This window comes from Klebsiella sp. JB_Kp031 (assembly GCF_040064295.1).
Lineage (GTDB): Bacteria > Pseudomonadota > Gammaproteobacteria > Enterobacterales > Enterobacteriaceae > Klebsiella > Klebsiella quasipneumoniae.
In genome coordinates this window covers 105,189-128,629 of sequence record NZ_JBEAJW010000040.1, presented here as the reverse complement: position 1 = coordinate 128,629, position 23,441 = coordinate 105,189, and the positions used below count along the sequence as shown (strand labels likewise).

The window sequence follows — 23,441 nt, the reverse complement described above, 5'->3', positions numbered from 1 at the left end:
GGGAGCGTGCCATCAGGCGTGGGGCTTTTGCGGATTCTCATCCTGGTCGACGGCAAAGCAGGCCACCAGCTGGCCGCCGTAATCCTTCAGCTGCGGCTGAAGCTGGGTGCAGGGGCCGAAGCGCCGGCGGCAGCGCGCGTTGAAGGCGCAGCCCGGCGGCGGATTCAGCGGGCTCGGCAGCTCGCCGGTCAGCTTAATCCGCTCGCGACGGTCGTCCGGGTTCAGACGCGGCGTCGCCGACAACAGCGCCTGGGTGTACGGATGACGCGGATTGTTAAAGATCTGGTCCTTGGTGCCCTTCTCCACGCAGCGGCCGAGATACATCACCATCACTTCATCAGCGATATGCTCGACGACCGACAGATCGTGGGAGATAAACACATAGGACAGACCTAAATCCTGCTGCAGATCCATCATCAGGTTCAGCACCTGAGCGCGTACCGAAACGTCCAGCGCGGAGACCGGCTCATCGGCGATCACCACGTCCGGATCCAGCATCAGCCCGCGGGCAATGGCGATACGCTGGCGCTGACCGCCGGAGAACATATGCGGGTAGCGATCGTAATGCTCTGTTTTCAGGCCCACTTTCGCCATCATCGCCAGCGCTTTTTCGCGGCGCTGCTCTTTGCTCAGGCTACTGTTAATCAGCAGCGGCTCTTCCAGAATCTGCCCCACTTTTTTACGCGGGTTCAGAGAACCGTAGGGGTTCTGGAACACAATCTGGATTTTTTGCCGCCGCAGCTTCTGCGCCTGTGGGTCGTGCTTAAGCAGATCCTGCCCCTGATAATAGAGCTCGCCGCCGGTGGGAATTTCAATCATCGTCAGCAGACGACCGAGGGTCGATTTACCGCAGCCCGACTCTCCCACTACCGCCAGCGTTTTACCGCGCTCAAGAGTAAAGGAGACGCCGTCCAGCGCCTTCACCAGCCGTTCCGGGGCGAATAACCCCTTCTTCACCGGGTAGTGTTTTTTCAGATCAATGGCCTGCAACAGCGGTTGTGGCGTGGCGGCCTTTTGCGTACTCATAATCCAGGCCTCCCGGCATCATCGAGTGGGTAGTGACATTTAGACTGGCGACCGCCATTGAGATCCGCGAGCGCCGGCTCTTCGCTACGGCATTTATCCGTAGCATAGGGGCAGCGCGGGTTCAGCAGGCAGCCGTTGGGACGGTCATATTTCCCCGGCACTACGCCCGGCAGCGACGCCAGACGCGCTTTATCCTGGGCAAACTCCGGCAGCGCGCGCAGCAGCGCCTGGGTGTATGGATGGCGCGGCGCGCGGAAAATATCCTTCGCATCGCCAGTCTCCACCACCTGACCGGCATACATAACGATAATTTTATGCGCGGCCTCGGCCACCAGCGCCAGGTCGTGGGTGATCAACACCAGCGCCATATTCTCCTGCTGCTGCAGTTCCAGCAGCAGCTCGATGATCTGCGCCTGAATGGTCACGTCCAGCGCGGTGGTCGGTTCATCGGCAATCAGCAGTTTTGGCCGACAGGCAATCGCCATCGCGATCATGACGCGCTGGCTCATCCCGCCGGAAAGCTGATGCGGGTAGACGTCCAGCCGCGACGCCGGATCGGGAATGCCGACCAGGTTCAGCAGGTCGATGGCCCGCTGGCGGCGGGTTTGCTTGTTGCCGCCCTGATGGACTTTTATCGCTTCCATAATCTGGAAGCCGACGGTAAAGCAGGGATTGAGGCTGGTCATCGGATCCTGGAAGATCATCGCCACCTCCGCCCCCACCAGCTGGCGCCGCTCTTTTTCAGAGATGCGCTGCAGGTCGCGGCCGTTAAACTCCAGTTTGTCCGCCATGACCCGGCCGGGGTAATCAATCAGACCCATAATCGCCAACGAGCTGACGGATTTACCGGATCCAGACTCCCCGACGATGCCGACCACTTCGCCCTGCTTCACGCTATAGCTGATGCGGTCCACGGCGCGGAACGGCGCGTTTTCATCGCCGAAATGCACCGATAATTTATCTACATTCAATAACGCCATCTCGAACCTCTTACTGCTTCAGTTTGGGATCGAGCGCGTCACGCAGACCGTCACCCATCAGGTTAAATGCCAGCACCGTCAGCAGGATCGCCACGCCCGGGAAGGTCACCACCCACCAGGCGCTCTGCGCGAACTGCAATACGTCGGAGAGCATGGTGCCCCACTCCGGCGTCGGCGGCTGCGCGCCCATGCCGAGGAACCCCAGCGCGGCCATGTCGAGAATGGCGTTAGAAAAGCCCAGCGACGCCTGAACGATCAGCGGCGCGAGACAGTTAGGCAGAATATTGACGAACATCTGGCGCATCGCCCCGGCGCCCGCCACGCGGGAAGCGGTCACGTAGTCGCGGTTGACCTCCACCAGCACCGCCGCGCGCGTCAGACGCACATAGTGCGGGAGCGCCACGAAGGTCAGCGCCAGCGAGGCGTTGACGATGGAGGGTCCGAAGATAGCCACCAGCACCAGCGCCAGAAGCAGACTCGGCAGCGCCAGCATAATATCGACGACGCGCATGATGATTGAGTCCACCACTCCGCCGAAATAGCCCGCCACCAGGCCGAGCACCACGCCGAGGATCAGCGACAGGACCACCACCAGGCAACCCACCAGCAGCGACAGGCGCGCGCCATACATCAGGCGAGACAGAATATCGCGGCCCACGTCGTCGGTGCCGAGCAGATGCGCCAGGCTGCCGCCCTCCTGCCAGAACGGCGGCGCCAGCAGCGAATCACGGAACTGATCCGCCGGGTTATACGGGGCGAGAAAGTTGGCGAACACGGCGATTACGATCATCACCGCCACGTACACCAGACCGACCACCGCCCCTTTATTGCGTTTGAAATAGTGCCAGAACTCCTGCAGCGGGGTCATGGGCACCGGCGCAGTGATAACTTTATTTTCAGTAACTTGTGACATGATGACCCCTTACTTCTTATGCCGGATACGCGGGTTCACCACGCCGTACAGCAGGTCGACCAGCAGGTTGACGAGGATAATCATCGTCGCCACCAGCAGCACCCCGCCCTGCACCACCGGATAATCGCGACGCTGCAGCGCGTCGATCAGCCAGCGGCCTAAACCAGGCCATGAGAAAATGGTTTCCGTCAGGATGGCGCCCGCCAGCAGCGTACCCACCTGCAGGCCAATCACCGTGACCACCGGCAGCATCGCGTTACGCAGCGCGTGGATCACAATCACCCGCATCCGGGTCAGGCCTTTGGCGCGCGCGGTGCGGATGTAGTCTTCGCCGAGCACTTCCAGCATCGACGATCGGGTCATACGCACGATCACCGCCAGCGGAATGGTGCCCAGCACGATGGCGGGCAGGATCATATGCATTAAGGCGTCAATAAAGTCGCCCTGCTCGCCCCAGATGGCGGTGTCGATCAGCATAAAGCCGGTCAGCGGCAAGGTATCGTCAAGGAAGACCGTATCGCTGATACGCCCGGAGACCGGCGTCAGGTTCAGCTGCACCGAAACCAGCATAATCAACATCATGCCCCACCAGAAGATAGGCATCGAGTAGCCGGTCAGCGCCAGGCCTACCGCGGTGTGGTCAAAGATGGAGCCGCGTTTTACCGCAGCCAGCACGCCCACCGGAATGCCGACGGCGACGGCGAAGATCATCGCGCAGACGCCCAGCTCAAGGGTGGCTTTAAAGCGTGGGACAAACTCCTGCCACACGGGAATGCGGCTTTTCAGCGAGATGCCTAAATCGCCGTGCAGCACGCCCCAGATATAGTGGGCATATTGCTGCCACAGCGGCTTATCAAGGCCCATTTCGGCCAGCAGCTGCGCGTGACGTTCGGGGGAAATACCACGTTCGCCCGCCATAATCATCACCGGATCGCCGGGGATCATATGGACGAAGGCAAAGGTGAGAAGGGTGATACCGATAAATGTCGGGATGACAAGTCCCAGACGTCGGAGAATAAACTGCAACATAACCCGGATTCTCTCTAGTGACGCCCCGCCTGGCGACAGGGCGTCTGTATTGCTCACAAAAGCATTCCCCGGAATAGCGGGAATACGCCCCCCACCTCTCCCACGCGGGGAGAGGGGGTCAGGCATCGTGCTTATTATTCGACAGAGACGTTATCGAAGTGGTGTTTACCCAGCGGATCCACCACATAGCCTTTGACTTCTTTACGCACTGGCTCGTAAACGGTGGAGTGAGCGATGATCAGCGCCGGAGCCTGGTCATGCATCACTACCTGAGCCTGTTTGTACAGTTCAATACGCTTGTTGTGGTCGTCGGTGGCGCGGGCCGGCTGAATCAGATCTTCAAACGGCTTATAGCACCAGCGCGAGTAGTTGGAGCCGTCTTTCGCCGCGGCGCAGCTGAACAGGGTGGCGAAGAAGTTATCCGGATCCCCGTTGTCGCCGGTCCAGCCCATCATGACGCTCTGGTGCTCGCCCGCTTTCGCGCGTTTCAGATACTCGCCCCACTCGTAGGTGACGATTTTGGCCTGGACGCCAATCTTGGCCCAGTCGGCCTGAATCATTTCCGCCATACGGCGGGCGTTCGGGTTATACGGACGCTGTACCGGCATCGCCCACAGATCGATAGTGAAGCCTTTTTCCAGGCCCGCTTCTTTCAGCAGCTGCTTCGCCTTCTCCGGATCGTAGGTGTAGTCTTTAACGTCGTCGTTATAGCCCCACATGGTCGGCGGGATCAGGTTCTTCGCCGCCTGGCCTGCGCCCTGGTAAACGGCTTTGATGATCGCTTCTTTGTTAACCGCGTAGGTCAGCGCCTGACGAACTTTCACGTCGTCCAGCGGTTTCTTCTCGGTGTTGAAGGAGAGATAACCGACGTTCAGGCCCGGCTGTTCCAGCAGGGTAATGCTCTTATCTTCCTTCATGCGCGCGATGTCCGCCGGGTTCGGATACGGCATCACCTGGCACTCATTTTTCTGCAGCTTGGCATAGCGCACGGAGGCATCCGGGGTGATGGAGAAGACCAGACGATCGATCTTCGGCTTGGTGCCCCAGTAGCCCGGGAAGGCTTTATACAGAATGCGGGAATCTTTCTGGTACTGCAGCAGCTGGAATGGACCGGTACCGATAGGATTGAGGTCTACTTTTTCCGGCGTGCCGGCTTTCAGCATATTGTCGGCATACTCTTTAGAGAGAATAGAGGCGAAGTCCATGGCCAGGTCAGCGAGGAACGGCGCTTCCGGGCGGGTCAGGACGAACTGGACGGTTTTATCGTCCACTTTCTTCACTTCGCTAATCAGGTCGGGTAACCCCATCCCTTCAAAGTATTCATAGCTGCCGCCAGAAACTTTATGGTACGGGTTATTGGTATTCTTCTGACGATCGAAGGAGAACACCACGTCATCGGCGTTCAGGTCACGGGTTGGTTTAAAGTCTTTATTATCCTGCCATTTCACGCCCTGACGCAGGTGGAAAGTATAGGTTTTACCATCCGGGCTGACTTCCCATTTTTCAGCCAGTCCAGGAATAACTTCCGTCGTACCGGTTTTGAATTCGACCAGGCGATTGTAGATCGGTACGGAACTGGCGTCATAGGTGGTGCCAGAGGTGAAGAGCTGTGGGTTAAAGCCTTCCGGCGAGCCTTCTGAACAATAAACCAGGGTTTTCGCTTGCACGCTGGCAGCGACGGTCATGGCGACAAGGCTCAGACCAAGCTTCAGCATCCCTGATTTCTTCAAGGAAATACTCATTATTCTGCTCCAAAACTGTGATGTTGTTTGCATATATCCGCCGGACCTTTATTTATTTTTATTCGTCATATTCGAATGATGGATGCGTTGGCTGTGCTCAATAAGCCAGTCACATAGCCATCTATGCTCCTGGGGATGCTCAAGCTTGCCGCCTTCCCGCAATTCGAACTATTTAGAATATACCCGGTCCAGTCGGTGGTGCCCGAAGGCGTTGAGAGAGATGGGGATTCCTTTCGCAAAAACGACTGAGTTGCAGTACGGATTCTCCATGAAATGCCCCTCATGCCCTACAATCTGTCAACAGAATGGGGAAACGTCAATACAGCCAGCCGGGTTTTACATCCAGCGTGAGAAACGACAGGCAAAGATTAAAAAAACTTCAAGACGCTATTTTCAGCAGAGAAATTTATGCTACTGGCTAATATGCAGAATAAAGACCTTATTAATTTGCGACACCCAGTGGGAAACAATGCCAGTAAATGAGAAAAATTTCTTGCTATGTGACCAATATGTGAGCGGTTAATAGCGTGAACGTTAAAACGCACAGCGGAAAATGCTGTATTCAGCCATAAGCTTCGCGAAAAAAGATCTGTTCATCGATAAAAAAATGCAATGGAAGATGTCACAAAATAGCGAACAGCTGGCTGGAAACGGGGGTAAAGATGTTTTTTGTGATTTTGATGCGGTTTTGGCCGGGAGACTGCAGAAGGTGCCCGGCGGCGCTGCGCTTGCGCGGGCCTACGAGATCTGGAGCGAACCTTCGGGGTTCTCATCCTCACTGGCCGTAGAAGCAAAAAAGCCTGCTCATTGAGCAGGCTTTTCGAATTTGGTCGGTGATAGAGGATGACTCGCCACTTTGTGGCTCGCCCTGCGGGCCGTTGCTGACGCAACGTTCTCTCGCTTCGCTCGAGTCGAACCTCCTGCCCCCGGAGGTTCTCATCCTCACTGGCCGCAGATGCAAAAAAGCCTGCTCATTGAGCAGGCTTTTCGAATTTGGTCGGTGATAGAGGATGACTCGCCACTTTGTGGCTCGCCCTGCGGGCCGTTGCTGACGCAACGTTCTCTCGCTTCGCTCGAGTCGAACCTCCTGCCCCCGGAGGTTCTCATCCTCACTGGCCGCAGATGCAAAAAAGCCTGCTCATTGAGCAGGCTTTTCGAATTTGGTCGGTGATAGAGGATTCGAACCTCCGACCCCTTCGTCCCGAACGAAGTGCGCTACCAGGCTGCGCCAATCACCGAATGCGGGGCGCATCTTACTGCTGGGATGCCTACCCGTCAATGCCTTATTTTCAAAAAATCGTTCAACCGGCGAGAAACTCAGCACCCTGCGCAGCGAATCGCCGGTTGGTCCGCTTTTTTAGCGGCAGCTGACCTCAAACGCTTTGCGATGCTCCGCTACCTTACAGGTCACCGGCTCACCGAGATAAGTTGGGCCCGCCGGTTTGAATGTAAACTCTCCCAGCAGCATCGTCAGTTCCCCCAACCCCGGGCAGGTATGCTGATGACGCATAATGTCCGGGCGGGTATCGTTGTTTACCGCGCGGGCGATGTCGCTGTACGCCAGCTTGTCGGCAAACGCATTGGCGCAGAACTGCAGTTCGCTTTGCGCCATATGCGCGGCCTGCCCTTTCAGCTCGGCATGCTGCGCCAGCAGCAGCTGGCGAACCTCACCGGCCCGGCTGTAGCCAATCGCCGTATACCCTGCCTTATTGCTGAGATTGACGCTGGCGCCGGCCTCGAGGAGTGCCTCGACATTGGCTTTATTATTCATTTTGACCGCCAGCATCAGCGGGCTGAGGTCGTTGGCGGAGAGCTGGTCCACCTTTGCGCCGCGCTGCACCAGCGCCGCGATCACCGCAGGCGCTCCCTGACCCGCCGCCACCTGCAGCGCCGTGAGCCCCTCCCGGTTCGGCTTATCCACCTCCACGCCGGAGGCTGACAACGCCAGCACCAGATTGGGATCGTCCCCCGCCGCCGCCAGCATCAGCGGCGTGGTGCCGGATTTATCCGCCAGGCTGGTATCCGCCCCGGCGTTGGCCAGGGTCGTGATGGTTTCCGCCGATCGCGCGTGATCGACAGCGAGGAAAAAGACCGATTCCCCTGAAGCATTGACGGCCTTCACGTCCGCCCCGTGCCCGATCAGCAACGCCACGATCTCGTCAACGTTCTTCTTAAACGCGCCGGGGGCCAGTTGTAACGCCATGTCTTCCGTCATCAGCGCGCGGCTGCCCGTCGCCAGCGATTTCGCCGCCGTTGCGCCGACAATCTTGTCCAGCGCACTCTGCTCCTCCACAGGCGCATCGGGCTTTTTCATCGCCAGAATATGCTGGTAGTCGCTTCTGACGTCCCCGCCGTCGGCAATGGCGGACATCAATGCTGTGCTCTTGTCGACGGTGGTCTGATTCACCGACGCGCCCGCCTGGAGAAGATCGCCGATAAGCGCCGCATCGCTGCCTCGCGCCGCCGCCAGCATCAGCGCCGTGACGCCCTGGCGCGTCTGGAGATTCGGCTGCGCCTGACGCTTAAGCAGGAGCGCTACCACCTCGCGACGATTTTCCGCGGCAGCGACCATCAGGCCGCTTAAGCCGGTTTTATCCTGACCATCCACATCGATGCCGTTATTCAGCATGGCTTCGATCGTCGCCGGCGCATCGTATTTACAGGCCAGCAGGAACTGGCGGGTTTCCTCTTCGGACTGACAGCCCGTTAACATCAGCAGGCACAGCAGGGCCAACCCCTTTATTACCTTCATCCTTTCTCTCCGTGAAAAGTGGCTGCACAGGAGGAGCGGGAACACTGGAGGGTATTCAAAGAAGAAGAGGCAACCTGCCAGACACATCCGCTGTGCAAAAAAATCCCTCGCCCGGCGGACGCCGGCGAGGGATTAGCTTATCCTGGGCTCAGGAAAGGAAAACAGACCCGAGAATCTGAAAAATCCGCTGTCTTACTTTTTCCACCGACACCAGTTATTGTTCTCGTTGATCCCGCCATCCGGCGAAGTATAGCCGAGGCAGCCCATAATGGTGTCGTACAGCTCGACGTGGCGGCGCGGCACCTTCATCGCGGCCTGCTGCTGCAGATGGGCAAACGCAGCGGCATGATCCGGATTCTCCAGGTATTTATCCGACATCCAGACCATCATCGGCACACGGAACTGTTCCGGCGGCGCCATCTTGCGCGGCGTACCGTGCAGATGTTCACGCTCGTTAATCGACTCGCCATGGTCGGCGGCATAGAACACAATCGCTTTCTTATCCCGCAGCTGGTCGAGGACGCTGACGATAAAGTGATCGACATAGGTCACGCTGTTGTCGTAGGAGTTGATCAGCTCCGCTTTCGAGCACTTGTTATCAACACCGACGCACTCCGGCTTCCACTGGGCGAAGCTGCGCGGATAGCGTTGGGTGTAGTTAAAGTGCGAGCCTTTCGTGTGGAGGATGATCAGGTGCTTACCAGAGGCGTTGCCCTGCTCCATACCGCGCTTCATCTCATCCACCAGCAGCATATCGTCAACGCTCTTGCCGCGGTTGCGCGGCTCGGCGCCAATCTGCTCGCGATAGGCGATATTGTTGGCCATCGTGTTGCTGTAGAACCACATCTCACTCTGCATGGCGTACAGATTGCCGCTGAAGCCCAGCTGATGAAGCACCGCAAAGACGTTCTGCTCTTTGAGGGTCCGCTGCGGGTTATCCTCTGCCCCGCCCTGACGCACAAACATGCAGCGTAACGACAGCTTGGTGGCGGTATCGCACGAGTAGCCGCGGAAAGCGACCAGATTCTTCTCTTTCGCCAGCTCTGGCGTGGTGTTACGGCTATAGCCAAGGATGCCCATATGATCCCAGCGGGTGGTTTCGCCAATGATAAACACCACGTAGGTGTCATCGAGCCCTTCCGGGGCGACGTAGGTAAATTTCTTCGCCGGGTTAATCAGCGATTTGTTATCTGAGGATTCATCCACCTGCGCCCAGGCGTACAGCCCCAGCGCCGACAGCCAGTTCGACGGCAGGTAGGAGTTGGCGATCACCCCGCCGTAGCTCGGCATATCCACTTCCGAATGGCGCTCGACATCGTGTTGGCGCAGCTCAAGCAGGCGGATAGGTCCCCAGACGATGAGGCCGGCCAACACCACGATCAGCACGTTTTTAACCCGCTGGCCCGGGGTACGCAGTTGGCGCAGCAGCGTATGGCGGCAGCGGTTGCTCCATATAAACAGCAGTGGCGGCGCGCTCACTGCCGCCAGCCAGAGGATCAGATGCCAGCCGATGACCTCTTTCGACAGGTCGATATCGGTGGTCATCACCGAGGCGATAATCCCGTAGCCAATCACCACGTTAAGGAACGTCATGTAGTAACTGGCGGCGGCGGAAAACAGAACAATCAGCGTCGCCAGAATGCGCCAGATACGGCGACCGAACAGCGACAGAAGACGTAACAGGAAGAAGGTGACAAAGACCGTGGCCACCAGTTCAACGACACCGGAAAGCCCTTTCCAGACAGTGAACTCTTGAGCATAACCATCGAAACGCCGAAAAAAAACGGCGACGTTCATAAACCAGCCGATGTACAGCGCCAGCCAAAAACTAAGCTTCTGCTGCGTCATCGTTCTAATATATTTCATGCAAGCAAACCTGGAAAAAGAAGAATAAAACACCGCCTGACGCTGTGGCATGAGTCAGTAGGCTAATAGGGTGCGTTAGGGTTGGTTATCAGAAACCTCTACAAAGCGCGATAAGTAGACCACAGGGAACGGGAAAAGTATCAGGAGGGAATGTGATCCAGCCAAACATTTACAAAATATTTGGCTGGATTGGCACTATTTGCTTAGGGTATTAATCAGGGGCACGTTTCACGCTGCAGGTTTCAGGCATGCGCCTCGCTATAGACACTGCCTTTCGGCTGACGAATGGTGGTGGAAAGCGCCAGCGAAATAATCAGCAGGGCGAATATCACGCAGAAGGTGACGTAGAAGCCCCCGAACAGCGAAGCGATGAGGGAACCGCAGATGCTGCCGATACCAAAACCCAGATAAATCACACCATAGTTTTTCGCCAGGTTGTTCAGACCGAAGAATTCACTGACCAGCGATGGGAAGACGGTGATGGTTCCGCCGAAGTTAAAAGCAACGCAGGCGATGGCGGCGAAAAAGGTCATGGCATTCAGCGGAGCGAACAGCAGCGCGGCCATCCCCACCAGCGACACCACCTGACCGATGGTGATCACGCGAATGCGGGAAATTTTATCGGACAGGATACCTAACACCAGGCGACCGCTAAGGTTAGCGATTGAGATAACCGTTACCGCATTGGCCGCCGTGGCGACATCCAGGTGGACCATTCCCTGCGCGATATCTTTCGCCACGCCAATCACATACAGACCGCTCATGCAGGCCGTCAGGAACATCACCGCCAGCATCCAGTACTGCGGTTTACGCATCGATTCGGCGAGAGTGAAGTCGTTTTCCACGACGCCGTTGGCCGTGGTGGTCGCCGTATGATTTGGCGCATCTTTCATCAAGGTCGCGCCAAAGACGATCATCACCAGCACGATAGCGCCCCAGATAACGAAGGTTTTTTCCAGACCAACGGTGGCCAGCAGATGAGTATCAATGAATTTGAACCCCAGGCTGCCGAGGCCATAGGAACCGATGGAGAAGGCGGAGATCAGCCCTTTGCGTTCCGGGAACCACTTGACGCAGTTCGACAGGGTCAGCAGATAACCGGCGCCGTCCGCCAGCCCCACCAGCACGCCAGCGCTCAGCCACAGCATCATCAGGCTGCTGGAGTGGGCGGTCAGAAAGAAGCCCAGACCAAGCAGGATCCCGGAGGCCATGGTGACGCGCTTCACGCCAAAACGCTCCTGCAGCTTGCCGGCGACCGACGAAGAGAGCGCCAGCCCGAGGCTCAGCAGGCCAAAGGAGAAGGCGACCTGGCTGACCGGCTCGCCCAGTTTGTCAGACAGTGAACTGTTAAACAGGCTCCAGGTATAAACCGAACCGAGAGCGAATTGGGTGATGATGGTGCCGATAAGCGTAAGCCAGCGGGTCGATTGACGGTTTGCAGCGTTCATAGCAGTTGTCCTGATAAATTAACTGCCGCCACAATAGCGAAGGCCCCTCATCCAGTGGGGGAAAAAGGCATGAACTGCCATCAGCAGGGAATGAAATGCATTAATGGCGGAATGAATGACATTGCATGACATTCATTCCGCGAATTTCAGGGAAAAAGTTAGTGTGCGCTATCTCACAGAAATGCGCCATTACTGAGATTTAACAATAACCACATCGTTTCAAATGCGTAACAATCGCGGGTCAAAAGTTGGCGCTGACCCCCATCAGATAGAGCGTATTTTCCCCCGATGGGACGTTGTCCGCCTGTGACAGCGTGGCCCATGCCGCCACATGCGATCCCAGCGGCATATCGGCGCCCAGGGTGACATCACTCCAGCCGCCCTCTCTGGCGCGGGTGGTCGGCGACCAGGCATCGCTGGCGAGCGACTGGTTATAGCTCACCTGCGCCCAAGGGTGCACGCCCCACAGCGACTGATAATCCATACGCCAGCCGAGCGTGTTGACATATCCCGTCTCGCCCACGCTTTTCGTCGCCGGCGCGGTGTAGTCGCTGCGCAGGCTGGCCACCGGCCCGGAGGTCATGCCGTTTGCCAGCAGATAATTCCAGCCGACGCTCATCCCACGGCTGCTGTCCGGCGGCGCCAACCCCTGGTTTAACGCCAGTCCGCCCGGCGTTTCAGACGACTTCATCCGCTCGGCGAGGATATCTTCATAGCGTGGTTGGTGATCGCTATCCCATGTATAGCGTTCCGACGTATTACTTTTTGTATCGATAGCGATATATTCCTGTTGCCAGGCATTCGCTCCAGAGACACACGACACCCAGACGGATACGCACACCGGGAACAAGAACCCCCGGAGGCCATTGCATTTCTTTATTATCATTAATGCGACTCCAGAAAAGAGCCGAATCGGCATTATTGCTGTGTTTTTTTGGGGGATACGATTTCCCTGTATTAACTATTATCTTTATCTTTCAGTCGTCAAGCCGGGGCGTCCACTTTTTTAGCGCAGAGGGAGAAATAGCTATGCAGCGTTGCGGATGGGTGAGTCAGGATCCGTTATATATCGAGTATCACGATACCGAATGGGGTGTCGCGCAAAAAGCATCCCAGCGGCTGTTTGAAATGATCTGCCTTGAGGGTCAGCAGGCCGGGTTATCATGGATCACGGTGTTAAAAAAACGGCAAAACTATCGCCAGGCTTTTCACCAGTTCGATCCGGTGCGGGTGGCGGCGATGGGGGATGAAGATGTCGAGCGGCTGCTGCAGGATGCCGGGATTATCCGCCATCGGGGAAAAATCCAGGCCATCATCGGCAACGCCCGGGCGTATCTGGCGATGGAGGAAAATGGCGAGTCGTTCACTGATTTTGTCTGGTCCTTCGTCGACAATGCGCCCCAGGTCACCCGCGCGGCGACGCTGGCGGAGATCCCGACCACGACGCCGGCCTCAGATGCGCTGTCTAAAGCGTTGAAAAAACGCGGTTTTAAGTTTGTCGGTTCGACAATCTGTTACTCTTTTATGCAGGCCTGCGGGCTGGTCAACGACCATGTCACCGGCTGCTTCTGTCACCCTGGAGGTCAGGATGATCCGCAAGTGGGACGCTAAAGATAACCTGCCGCTGCTGGACCTGTGGCTGGAAAGTACGATTCATGCCCATCCCTTTATCAGCGAAAGCTACTGGCGCGACAGCGTCGCGGTGGTACGGGATGTCTATCTTCCCGCCGCCAGCACCTGGGTCTGGGAGCGCGACGGGGAGCTAAAAGGCTTTGTCAGCGTGCTGGAGTCCCGTTTCGTCGGCGCGCTGTTCGTCGCGCCGGACGCTATTCGCCAGGGCATTGGCCGGGCGCTGCTGGATGAAGTCAAGCAGCACTACGCCTGGCTTAGCCTTGAGGTTTATCAGAAAAACGAATCAGCGGTCAGTTTCTACCATGCGCAAGGCTTCCGCATTGAAGATTGCGCATGGCAGGACGATACTCAGCACCCCACCTGGATTATGCGTTGGCCGGCGGATCAAATGCCGTAAGCGGCAGCGCCGGGCCGGTATATTTCTCCAGCCACGCCAGGGCGGTGTTACCGGCACAGCCGTTGCCCAGGCGGGATGTTGGGATATCTTTAGTTAAGACGTTCACCGCCCCGTTTTTGCAGATGCCTGCCACCGGATCCAGGTCGGGCCACGCTCCTTCATGCAGGCATATCACCCCCGGGCGGATCCCCTCCGTCACCACCGCGCCGGCCAGCACCTGACCGCGGGCGTTCCACACCCGCACCAGATCGCCATCGGCAATCCCCCGCGCCCGGGCATCCTGCGGATGAATAGTCAACGGTTCGCGTCCGGCAACGGCATAGCGTTCGCGCAGCGCGGAGTAGTTCAGTTGACTGTGCAGCCGGTGGGCCGGATGGGCCGACAGCAGCTGCAGCTGCCCCGCCTCGGCGTTGCCATGCCACTCGTCGGGCTCCAGCCACATTGGGTGCGGCGGGCAGTCGGTGTAGCCAAAGGCGGCGATGGTCGGCGAGTGGATCTCAATTTTACCGCTCGCCGTTTTCAGCGGGTTGGCCTGGGGATCGTCGCGGAAGGCGGCAAAGCGGATGAAACGGGCATTCTCCGGCTCCTCCGGCATCTCAATCAGCTGGTTAGCCTGCCAGAATTCGGCAAACGGCGGCAGCGTCACCTGCTGCTGGGCGCCGCGCCGGGCGGCCATCTGATAGAAGGTCTCCAGCCACTGCAGATCGCTCTTCCCTTCGGTAAAGCGCTCGCGGCCGCCCGCCTCCCAGCGTTCGCTGAGGTCGGCAAAGACCGCGAAATCATCGCGCGCTTCACCCTGCGGGGCGACCACCTGCTTCATCGGCACCAGATGCTGATTGCTGTAGTCCCCGGTCATCGTCAGATCGTTGCGCTCAAACGAGGTGGTCGCCGGCAGGACGATATCGGCATGACGCGCGGCGGCGGTCCAAAAGCATTCGGAGATGACGATAAGCTCTGGTTTCTGCCAGGCCTGAATCAGGCGGTTGGTATCCTGATGATGGGTAAAGTTGGCGCCGCCGGCCCACCAGATAAAGCGAATATCGGGGAAGCGCCGCGCCATGCCGTTGTGCTGATACTCCGCCCCCGGGTTCTCCAGCGCCTCGACAATCCGCGCGACCGGGATCTTCTCCACGGCGTCCACGCCTCCGGCCACGCTCCCCTGCATCGAGCCCAGCACCGCTGCGCGGCGGGTCGGATTGCCGCCGTTGGCGAAATGGTAGGAAAGACCAAACCCGCCCCCCGGGGTGCCAATCTGCCCCAGCATCGCAGCCAGGGTGACCAGCATCCAGTGTTTCTGCTCGCCATACTGCTGGCGCTGCATGCCCCAGCCAGACATCAGCATAGTGGTGTTTTCGTGGAAAAGTTTCGCCAGTTCGCGGATCTTATCCGCTGCGACGCCGCAGATAGCCGCCGCCCAGTCGGCGGTTTTCGCCACGCCGTCGCTTTCGCCGGTCAGATAGCGGGCAAAAATCTCGTAGCCGCTGGCGCAGCGGGCAAGAAACTCGTCGTCCTGCCAGCCATTCTCCACCAGCGTATGGGCGATACCCAGCATCAGCGCGACGTCGGTGCCCATATGCGGCGCGATCCACTCCATCGAATCGCCAAAGAAATCGACAGTTTCCGATCGCATCGGATCGATGCAGATCAGGCGTTTTCCGCTCTGGCGCAGCCGGTCGAACCACGGGATACCCTGCTCGTCGGAGGCGTTCCAGGCAATTTTCAGCGTATTCAGCGGGTTGGCGCTCCACAGCACCACTACCTCGCTGTATTCCAGCACCAGCGGCCAGCTGGTCTGCTGCTGATACACCTCATTGCCGCCCACGACGTAAGGCATGATCGCCTGCGCCGCGCCGGTGGAGTAATCCCCGAGATGGCCGGTGTAGCCGCCCGCCAGGCTCATATAGCGCTGCAGCAGGGTGGCCGCCTTATGCAAGACGCCGTTAGAACGCCAGCCGTAGGAGCCGGCAAAAATAGAGGCCGGTCCGTAGCTTTCGCGGATCCGACGATGCTGGGCATCGATCAGATCCAGCGCCTGCTCCCAGCTCACCCGCACAAATTCATCCTGACCGCGGACCCCCTGGGGCTTGTCCGGAGAGGCAAGGAAACCTTTGCGCACCATCGGGTAGCGCACGCGGGTTTTACTGTGCACCTGGTCGCGCACCGCCGTTTGCAGCGAGTTGGCAAACGGTGTCGCCAGCGCGCCGCGGGAGGAAAGGACGTTTTCCCCGTCCGTTTCCACCAGCATCGGTCCCCAATGGGCGGCGGTTAAAATGGTTTTGGTTGCAGATGAGGTTGGCAAGGGCAGCTCCTGGTCAGCGAAAGCAGGTGTGGTGACGGTGCGATCGGCGCCGTTCAATGTTATTTACAAAATGAGATGGTGTTTGGGGAATTTTCTACGTATTCGCGCGTCATAATCAACCGTCACGTTCGCTGTGACAAAGAATAAAAAGGATTAAGGACATTAAATGAAAAAACGCGTACTTATGATTGCGGCGCTGGTCAGCGGCACCCTGGCGATTTCTGGCTGCACCACCAACCCCTATACCGGTGAGCGTGAAGCAGGTAAATCCGGTATTGGCGCAGGTATTGGCTCCTTAGTGGGCGCTGGCGTCGGCGCGCTCTCCTCTTCCAAACATGACCGCGGCAAAGGCGCGCTGATTGGCGCAGCGGCAGGCGCGGCGCTGGGCGGCGGCATAGGCTACTACATGGACGTGCAGGAAGCGAAGCTGCGCGACAAAATGCAGGGAACCGGGGTCAGCGTGACGCGAAATGGTGACAATATCGTGCTGAACATGCCGAATAACGTCACTTTCGACAGCAACAGCGCCAACCTGAAACCGGCCGGCGCCAACACCCTGACCGGCGTGGCCATGGTGCTGAAAGAGTATGAGAAAACCGCTGTTAACGTCGTCGGCTACACCGACAGCACCGGCAGCAAGGATCTGAATATGCGTCTGTCGCAGCAGCGTGCGGACAGCGTCGCCAGCGCACTGATCACCCAGGGCGTGGCGGCCAATCGCATTCGCACCACCGGCATGGGCCCGGCAAACCCGATCGCCAGCAACAGCACGGCGGAAGGCAAAGCGCAGAACCGTCGCGTAGAAATTACCCTCAGCCCGCTGCAGTAAGCGCAACCTCATGTCGCCCGGCAGCCGCTCTGCCGGGCAAAATGCTTGATATCGCTATTTTTCGCGCTAAGGTGTTGGCAGATTTTCAGCAAAGGAAGCCATCATGGCGAAAGCGGCGCGTGCAACCATTAGCGATGTGGCGAAAGCCGCAAAGACCGGCAAAACCAGCATTTCACGGTATCTTAACGGCGAGAAGCACCTGCTTTCCGACGATCTGTTATCACGTATTGAAAAAGCCATTGCCGAACTCGACTACCGCCCCAGCCTGATGGCCCGCGGCCTCAAGCACGGCCGCACCCGCCTCATCGGCCTGATCATCGCCGATATCACCAACCCCTATTCGGTCAATGTCATGAGCGGCATTGAAGCGGCCTGCCGGGAAAAGGGCTTTACCCTGCTGGTGTGTAACACCAATAACGAGCTTGACCAGGAGCTGCACTATCTCGACCTGCTGCGCAGCTATCAGGTGGAAGGCATCGTCGTCAACGCGGTCGGCATGCGGGAGGATGGCCTGAACCGCCTGCAGCAGTCGGCCCTGCCGATGGTGCTGATTGACCGTAAAATCCCCGATTTCGCCTGCGATGTGGTCGGACTTGATAACGCTCAGGCCGCCACCACCGCCACCGAACACCTGGTGGAGAAAGGCTTTGAGGCCATCCTGTTTCTCAGCGAACCGCTGGGCTCGGTCAATACCCGCCGCGAGCGCCTGAGCGCCTTTCGCGCCACGCTCGCCCGCCACCACGGCGTGGTGGCCGAAAACGCCGAAGTGCAGCTCAACGACGGCGCGATGATGGACAACGTCCTGCGCCAGTTCCACGCGCGCCACCGCGGGATGCGCAAAGCGGTGATCTCCGCCAACGGCGCGCTGACGCTGCAGGTGGCCCGCGCCCTGAAGCGCGTCGGCCTGATCTGGGGCAGCGATATCGGCCTGCTGGGCTTCGACGAACTGGAGTGGGCGGAGCTGGCCGGCGTCGGCATCACCACCCTCAAACAACCGACGTGGCAGATCGGCTACGCGGCGGTGGAACAGGTGATTCGGCGCATTGCCGGCACTAACGACCCCATCTGCGAGCGGGTCTTTTCCGGCGAGCTTATCGTCCGCGGATCAACCTCCCGTTAACGATCCTTCGTGATGCCGATCATAAATTAAACATCTCGCCCTTTCTTATGGAACCGATACCATCTAGCGTAATAAGGAGATTAAGCAACAAACGCCGGGAGTAAGAGCGCGATGGCCAGAAAAATTATTGTCGTTACCGCTGCCTATGGTAATGACCATGTTAAATCCTTAGGCGGCCAGGCCGCCGTCCTGCCGTTTATCGCCGACGCCGGCGCGGACGGCGTCGAAATCCGCCGCGAGCTGTTCAGCGCCGAAGAGCTCAACGCCCTGCCGGCGCTGGCGGCCACCATCGAGCGCCACGGCCTGCTGGCTTGCTACTCCGCGCCCCAGGCGCTGTTCGCCGACAACGGCGAGCTTAACCCGCATCTCCCGACGCTGCTCGCGGAAGCGCAGACCCTTAACGCCCTGTGGCTGAAGCTCTCCCTTGGCCATTTCCGCCACAACCAGCAGCTCGACGAGCTGCGCCATATCCTCAGCGACAGCGGCATGGCGCTGGTGGTGGAGAATGATCAGACCGACTGCGGCCAGCTGGCGCCGATGCAGCGCTTCAAAGCCGCCTGCCGGGTCCATCAGCTGCCGATCACCTTAACGTTTGATATGGGCAACTGGCTGTGGGTCGGCGATTCGCCGGAAGAGGCAGCCCGCCATCTTGCGCCGGCGGTCAGCTATATTCATGTGAAAGCGGCGGAGCCACATCAGGAGAAATTCCGCGCTGTGCCGCCGGATCAGGCCGCCGACCGCTGGCTGGCCCTGCTCGATAATCTTCCCGCCGACGCGCCGCGTGGAATCGAGTTTCCGCTGACTGGCCATGACCTGACGGCCGTGACCCGCCGCTACGTCAACCTGTTACGCGAGGAATAAGCCGTGGAAAATTTAGATGTCATCACCATCGGCGAAGCTATGGCCATGTTTGTCGCCACCGAAACAGGCGATCTGGCCGAGGTGGAGCATTTTATGAAACGTGTCGCCGGTGCCGAGCTGAACGTCGCCACCGGCCTGGCGCGCCTGGGTCTGAAGGTCGGCTGGGTCAGCCGCGTCGGTAACGATAGCTTTGGCCGCTTCGTACTGCAATCGCTGGCGAAAGAGGGGATCGATAGCCATGCTGTCGCCATTGACAACCGCTTCGCTACCGGTTTCCAGATGAAATCGAAAGTCGAAAATGGAACCGATCCCATTGTGGAGTATTTCCGTAAAGGTTCTGCCGCCAGCCATCTGTCGCCTGACGATTTTCGCGCCGACTACTTCACCAGCGCCCGTCATTTGCACCTGAGCGGCGTGGCCGCCGCGCTCTCTGAAAGCTCATATGCGCTGCTGGAGCATGCGGCGAAGGTCATGAAAGCCGAGGGCAAAACCCTCTCTTTCGATCCCAATCTGCGTCCGGTGCTGTGGAAAAGCGAAGCCGAGATGGTGGAGAAACTCAACCGTCTCGCCTTCCAGGCTGACTGGGTTTTGCCAGGCTTAAAAGAGGGCGTCATCCTCACCGGCCAGCAGACTCCGGAGGGGATCGCCGATTTCTATCTCTCGCGCGGCGTCAAGGCGGTGGTCATTAAAACCGGCTGCGACGGCGCCTGGTTCAAGAGCGCCAACGGCGAACAGGGAACGGTTGATGCCATTAAAGTCGAAAACGTCGTCGATACCGTCGGCGCCGGCGACGGCTTTGCCGTTGGGGTGATTAGCGCCCTGCTGGAAGGCAAAACCCTGCGTCAGGCGGTGAACCGCGGCAATAAAATCGGTTCGCTGGCGATTCAGGTCCAGGGCGACAGCGAGGGGCTGCCCACCCGCGACGCGCTGGGCGAATAACATTTATACGCAACAATAACAGCCGCCCTGTACCCTACCTGCAGCGCGGCACAGCAGCGCCCGTTTCGACGGACGTATGTCACCTCATTGACAGAGGCAAGCCTATGAATAGCTCAACAAATGCAACGAAACGCTGGTGGTACATCATGCCTATCGTGTTTATCACGTATAGCCTGGCGTACCTCGATCGCGCCAACTTCAGCTTCGCCTCCGCGGCAGGCATTACCGAAGACCTGGGCATCACCAAAGGGATCTCTTCCCTGCTGGGGGCGCTGTTCTTCCTTGGCTACTTCTTCTTTCAGATCCCCGGCGCTATTTATGCAGAGCGCCGCAGCGTTCGCAAACTGATCTTTATCTGCCTGATCCTGTGGGGCGGCTGCGCCTCCCTGACCGGGATTGTGCATAATATCCCGGCGCTGGCGGCCATTCGCTTTATTCTCGGCGTCGTCGAAGCGGCGGTGATGCCGGCGATGCTGATCTATATCAGCAACTGGTTCACCAAATCCGAGCGCTCGCGAGCCAATACCTTCCTGATCCTCGGCAACCCGGTGACGGTCCTGTGGATGTCGGTGGTCTCCGGCTACCTGATTCAGGCCTTCGGCTGGCGGGAAATGTTTATCATCGAAGGGGTGCCGGCGGTGATCTGGGCCTTCTGCTGGTGGGTGCTGGTGAAAGATAAACCGTCGCAGGTATCCTGGCTGGCGGAGAGTGAAAAAGCCGCGCTGCAGGAACAATTGGATCGTGAGCAGCAGGGCATCAAAGCGGTGCGTAACTATGGCGAGGCCTTCCGCTCCCGCAACGTGATCCTGCTCTGCGCCCAGTACTTTGCCTGGAGCATCGGCGTGTACGGCTTTGTACTGTGGCTGCCGTCGATTATCCGCAGCGGCGGCGAAAATATGGGGATGGTGGAAGTGGGCTGGCTCTCCTCGGTCCCATACCTGGCGGCGACTATCGCCATGATCGTGGTCTCCTGGGCCTCCGATAAAATGCAGAACCGTAAGCTGTTCGTCTGGCCGCTGCTGCTGATTGGCGGACTGGCCTTCATCGGCTCCTGGGCGGTCGGCGCCAACCACTTCTGGGTCTCTTACACCTTGCTGGTAGTGGCTGGTGCGGCAATGTATGCGCCTTACGGCCCCTTCTTCGCCATTATTCCGGAAATGCTGCCACGCAACGTCGCCGGTGGCGCCATGGCGCTGATCAACAGCATGGGCGCCCTGGGCTCCTTCTGCGGCTCGTGGTTTGTCGGCTACCTGAACGGTGCCACCGGCAGCCCAGCAGCTTCCTATATTTTTATGGGGGTGGCGCTTTTCGCCTCAGTATGGCTGACTTTGATTGTTAAGCCTGCTAATAATCAAAACCTTCCACTTGGCGCTCATCACGCCTGAACGACTCACACTACGGAGATTCGCATGAAGCCGTCTGTCATTCTCTATAAAACGCTTCCCGACGACCTGCTACAGCGTCTGGAGGAGCACTTTTCCGTCACTCAGGTGAAAAACCTGCGGCCGGAGACCGTTTCGCAGCACGCTGAGGCCTTTGCCCAGGCTGAAGGCCTGCTGGGCTCCAGCGAAAAGGTTGACGCCGCGCTGCTGGAGAAGATGCCGAAGCTGCGTGCGACCTCCACCGTGTCCGTTGGTTATGACAACTTCGACGTCGAGGCGTTGAACGCCCGCCGGGTGCTGCTGATGCATACCCCGACCGTGCTGACCGAAACCGTCGCCGACACGATCATGGCGCTGGTGCTGAGCACCGCCCGCCGGGTGGTGGAAGTGGCGGAGCGCGTTAAAGCGGGCGAATGGACGAAGAGCATTGGGCCAGACTGGTTCGGTACCGACGTACACCATAAAACCTTAGGTATCGTCGGCATGGGCCGCATCGGCATGGCGCTGGCGCAGCGCGCCCACTTCGGGTTCGGCATGCCGATCCTGTATAACGCGCGCCGCCAGCATCCGCAGGCGGAGGAACGTTTCAACGCACGCTATTGCGATCTTGATACCCTGCTGCAGGAAGCCGATTTTGTCTGCCTGATCCTGCCCCTGAGCGAAGAGACCCATCATCTGTTCGGCCAGGCGCAGTTCGCCAAAATGAAATCTTCCGCCATCTTTATTAACGCCGGGCGCGGCCCGGTGGTCGATGAGCAGGCGCTGATCGCCGCCCTGCAGGCGGGTGACATTCACGCTGCCGGCCTTGATGTCTTCGAGCACGAGCCGCTGGCTAAAGATTCGCCGCTGCTGAGCCTGCCGAACGTCGTCGCGCTGCCGCATATCGGCTCCGCCACCCATGAGACGCGCTACAACATGGCGGCCTGCGCGGTGGATAACCTGATCGACGCCCTGAACGGCAAGGTCGAAAAAAACTGCGTCAATCCGCAGGTAAAATAAGCCATAAAAAAACCCGGGTAGCGGCGGCAATCGCCCTCCCCGGGTTCTTTTTGCATTCTGTCCGTTATCCAGCCCGTTCGCCGCAGCTCACGTCAGCCAGACAGGGCATTAGCGGGTCGCGTTCACCGCCGCCGTCCATGCCTGATTAAACGCCTGATGCTGCGCCGCCAGCGGCCCAATCAGCGCATTGTACTGACTAGCCTGCTGGGAAGTCGGGAATTGAATGCCGTTGGCCACAAAGCTCACCTGGGTTCCCTGCTGGGCGACAAAATCCCCCACCTGAACCAGCTGCTGGGTAAAGATCTGCGCGGCCGGGATCAGCGGCTGCAGCGCGTCGGCTGGCGCCGTCACCACCTTGGCGTAAACCTGATCGAAGACCGGCTTGAGATCGTCCGCCTGCTTCAGCGCGCCATGCGCGGCATCGGCCTGCATTTTGGCATTCTGCAGCTGCTGGCTGAGCACGCCCAGCGCGCCGTTCGCCTGACGCAGCGGCTCGCGCTGGGTCATATAGTCCTGCGGAACGCGGATCGCATTGACGCTGTCCACTACCGGGCGCAGACCAGCGTCCATCGCCTGGCTCACCTGCTGCGAGTAGCCGTAGATCACCGCGTAGTCAGAGACAAACGGCCCAAACTGTTTTTTCTGATCGGCGGTCAGCGTCGGCAGTCGTTCACCGCTACGCATCGCCGTATTCTGCAGGAAGTCGATAAACGCTTTGCGCTGATCGCCTTCTTTATCAAAACACCCACTCAGGCTAACCACCATTAATAAGGCCGCCATAGCCGCAAACCAGCGAGAGCAGGACTTTCCTGTCGCCATTTTTTTACTCCTTTCAGCCAAAAAAAGCGCACAAAGACACACACGTGCCAGACGCTGACAAGGATAGTCCAGCTCGGCCTCGCAGGATACCCTTTACTGCTAATCTTACGCAGGAAAAACGCCATTCCGCACGCCGCTGCCGTCGCCTGGCGCGTCTGTTATGCGCATCACAAATATGCGCTTCAAATTAGACCGATGAATATCAGTTAACTGATTGATATTTTTGAAATTTATAATCCACTGCCCAACGCCGCGCCCTGAAGCGGACGATAATCGCACGCTTTGGCGCCCACCCGGATTGCCTGGTCAGCGCTTCAATGATTTGATGAATGAGCGATTAACGGCGATGCGTTCGATTATCGCACAAATCAATCTCAACGACGCGAAGGCGACGATAATAACAAACCT

At 58.6% G+C, this 23,441-nt stretch carries 20 protein-coding genes, 1 tRNA gene and 2 other RNA genes; 9 read left to right on the top strand and 14 right to left on the bottom strand.

Features of this window, described 5'->3' with window-relative positions; translation table 11 throughout:
- Positions 1 to 12: 12 nt before the first annotated feature.
- The 5 genes from dppF to dppA all read right to left on the bottom strand — a co-directional run bounded on the left by dppF (position 13) and on the right by dppA (position 5,690).
- Positions 13 to 1,026, bottom strand: a complete 1,014-nt coding sequence (gene dppF / locus ABLV64_RS20420) for a dipeptide ABC transporter ATP-binding subunit DppF (protein WP_004204985.1) — start codon at positions 1,024 to 1,026, stop codon at positions 13 to 15.
- Positions 1,023 to 2,006 (bottom strand): dipeptide ABC transporter ATP-binding protein, encoded by a 984-nt coding sequence (gene dppD / locus ABLV64_RS20415; RefSeq protein ID WP_004204987.1) that lies wholly within the window; start codon positions 2,004 to 2,006, stop codon positions 1,023 to 1,025. The genes dppF and dppD overlap by 4 nt, the downstream gene beginning before the upstream one ends.
- 10 nt (positions 2,007 to 2,016) lie before the next feature.
- Positions 2,017 to 2,919, bottom strand: coding sequence for a dipeptide ABC transporter permease DppC (gene dppC, locus ABLV64_RS20410; protein WP_004204988.1), 903 nt, complete (start codon positions 2,917 to 2,919; stop codon positions 2,017 to 2,019).
- Positions 2,920 to 2,928: 9 nt separating this feature from the next.
- Positions 2,929 to 3,948, bottom strand: coding sequence for a dipeptide ABC transporter permease DppB (gene dppB, locus ABLV64_RS20405; RefSeq protein WP_002921786.1), 1,020 nt, complete (start codon positions 3,946 to 3,948; stop codon positions 2,929 to 2,931).
- Positions 3,949 to 4,082: 134 nt separating this feature from the next.
- Entirely contained in the window at positions 4,083 to 5,690 is a 1,608-nt protein-coding gene (gene dppA, locus ABLV64_RS20400; RefSeq protein WP_017900014.1) for a dipeptide ABC transporter periplasmic-binding protein DppA, read from the bottom strand.
- Positions 5,691 to 6,243: 553 nt separating this feature from the next.
- Between dppA and ABLV64_RS20395 the strand changes: the two genes are divergently transcribed.
- On the top strand, positions 6,244 to 6,501 hold the full coding sequence (locus ABLV64_RS20395; RefSeq protein WP_049004416.1) for a hypothetical protein: 258 nt from the start codon (positions 6,244 to 6,246) through the stop codon (positions 6,499 to 6,501).
- Positions 6,502 to 6,517: 16 nt separating this feature from the next.
- On the opposite strand, the gene ABLV64_RS20390 is transcribed toward ABLV64_RS20395, so the two are convergent.
- The 7 genes from ABLV64_RS20390 to ABLV64_RS20360 form a co-directional block, all read right to left on the bottom strand.
- Positions 6,518 to 6,650: non-coding RNA, RtT sRNA (locus tag ABLV64_RS20390), on the bottom strand.
- Positions 6,651 to 6,684: 34 nt separating this feature from the next.
- Positions 6,685 to 6,817, bottom strand: a non-coding RNA gene (locus ABLV64_RS20385) — RtT sRNA.
- Between the two features lie 34 nt (positions 6,818 to 6,851).
- Positions 6,852 to 6,928 (bottom strand) — tRNA-Pro (locus ABLV64_RS20380).
- Between the two features lie 119 nt (positions 6,929 to 7,047).
- Positions 7,048 to 8,442 carry an ankyrin repeat domain-containing protein gene (locus ABLV64_RS20375; RefSeq protein ID WP_004204992.1) on the bottom strand — a complete coding sequence of 465 codons (1,395 nt, stop codon included), beginning with the start codon at positions 8,440 to 8,442 and terminating at the stop codon, positions 7,048 to 7,050.
- 192 nt (positions 8,443 to 8,634) lie between these two features.
- Complete coding sequence (gene eptB, locus ABLV64_RS20370) at positions 8,635 to 10,308, bottom strand: kdo(2)-lipid A phosphoethanolamine 7''-transferase (protein ID WP_023319305.1); 1,674 nt, start codon at positions 10,306 to 10,308, stop codon at positions 8,635 to 8,637.
- Positions 10,309 to 10,550: 242 nt separating this feature from the next.
- Entirely contained in the window at positions 10,551 to 11,756 is a 1,206-nt protein-coding gene (locus ABLV64_RS20365; RefSeq protein WP_004204995.1) for an MFS transporter, read from the bottom strand.
- Between the two features lie 241 nt (positions 11,757 to 11,997).
- Positions 11,998 to 12,579 (bottom strand): autotransporter outer membrane beta-barrel domain-containing protein, encoded by a 582-nt coding sequence (locus tag ABLV64_RS20360; protein WP_072140522.1) that lies wholly within the window; start codon positions 12,577 to 12,579, stop codon positions 11,998 to 12,000.
- A 206-nt stretch (positions 12,580 to 12,785) separates the two neighbouring features.
- Between ABLV64_RS20360 and tag the strand changes: the two genes are divergently transcribed.
- Together tag and ABLV64_RS20350 are read left to right on the top strand one after the other, a co-directional pair.
- Positions 12,786 to 13,367, top strand: coding sequence for a DNA-3-methyladenine glycosylase I (gene tag, locus ABLV64_RS20355; RefSeq protein WP_004204998.1), 582 nt, complete (start codon positions 12,786 to 12,788; stop codon positions 13,365 to 13,367).
- On the top strand, positions 13,345 to 13,785 hold the full coding sequence (locus ABLV64_RS20350) for an N-acetyltransferase (RefSeq protein WP_004205000.1): 441 nt from the start codon (positions 13,345 to 13,347) through the stop codon (positions 13,783 to 13,785). The genes tag and ABLV64_RS20350 overlap by 23 nt, the downstream gene beginning before the upstream one ends.
- Here ABLV64_RS20350 and ABLV64_RS20345 read toward each other — a convergent pair.
- Positions 13,754 to 16,084, bottom strand: coding sequence for a molybdopterin guanine dinucleotide-containing S/N-oxide reductase (locus ABLV64_RS20345; RefSeq protein ID WP_048326017.1), 2,331 nt, complete (start codon positions 16,082 to 16,084; stop codon positions 13,754 to 13,756). The genes ABLV64_RS20350 and ABLV64_RS20345 overlap by 32 nt on opposite strands.
- Positions 16,085 to 16,250: 166 nt before the next feature.
- On the opposite strand from ABLV64_RS20345, the gene ABLV64_RS20340 reads away from it, so the two are divergent.
- From ABLV64_RS20340 to ghrB, 6 genes are all read left to right on the top strand, one after another.
- Positions 16,251 to 16,913 (top strand): OmpA family lipoprotein, encoded by a 663-nt coding sequence (locus ABLV64_RS20340; RefSeq protein WP_002921917.1) that lies wholly within the window; start codon positions 16,251 to 16,253, stop codon positions 16,911 to 16,913.
- A 103-nt stretch (positions 16,914 to 17,016) separates the two neighbouring features.
- A complete protein-coding gene (locus ABLV64_RS20335; protein WP_004205002.1) occupies positions 17,017 to 18,033 on the top strand; it encodes a LacI family DNA-binding transcriptional regulator in 1,017 nt (338 codons plus the stop codon).
- A gap of 111 nt (positions 18,034 to 18,144) precedes the next feature.
- Positions 18,145 to 18,894, top strand: coding sequence for a xylose isomerase (locus ABLV64_RS20330; RefSeq protein ID WP_065903792.1), 750 nt, complete (start codon positions 18,145 to 18,147; stop codon positions 18,892 to 18,894).
- A gap of 3 nt (positions 18,895 to 18,897) precedes the next feature.
- Complete coding sequence (locus ABLV64_RS20325; RefSeq protein ID WP_032456719.1) at positions 18,898 to 19,833, top strand: sugar kinase; 936 nt, start codon at positions 18,898 to 18,900, stop codon at positions 19,831 to 19,833.
- A 104-nt stretch (positions 19,834 to 19,937) separates the two neighbouring features.
- Positions 19,938 to 21,218 (top strand): MFS transporter, encoded by a 1,281-nt coding sequence (locus ABLV64_RS20320; protein WP_004205006.1) that lies wholly within the window; start codon positions 19,938 to 19,940, stop codon positions 21,216 to 21,218.
- A gap of 24 nt (positions 21,219 to 21,242) precedes the next feature.
- The gene (gene ghrB, locus ABLV64_RS20315) at positions 21,243 to 22,214 is read left to right on the top strand and encodes a glyoxylate/hydroxypyruvate reductase GhrB (RefSeq protein WP_017900020.1); all 972 of its coding nucleotides are present in this window, start codon (positions 21,243 to 21,245) and stop codon (positions 22,212 to 22,214) included.
- Between the two features lie 108 nt (positions 22,215 to 22,322).
- On the opposite strand, the gene ABLV64_RS20310 is transcribed toward ghrB, so the two are convergent.
- The gene (locus ABLV64_RS20310) at positions 22,323 to 23,033 is read right to left on the bottom strand and encodes a DUF3053 domain-containing protein (protein ID WP_002921929.1); all 711 of its coding nucleotides are present in this window, start codon (positions 23,031 to 23,033) and stop codon (positions 22,323 to 22,325) included.
- Positions 23,034 to 23,441 lie beyond the last annotated feature (408 nt).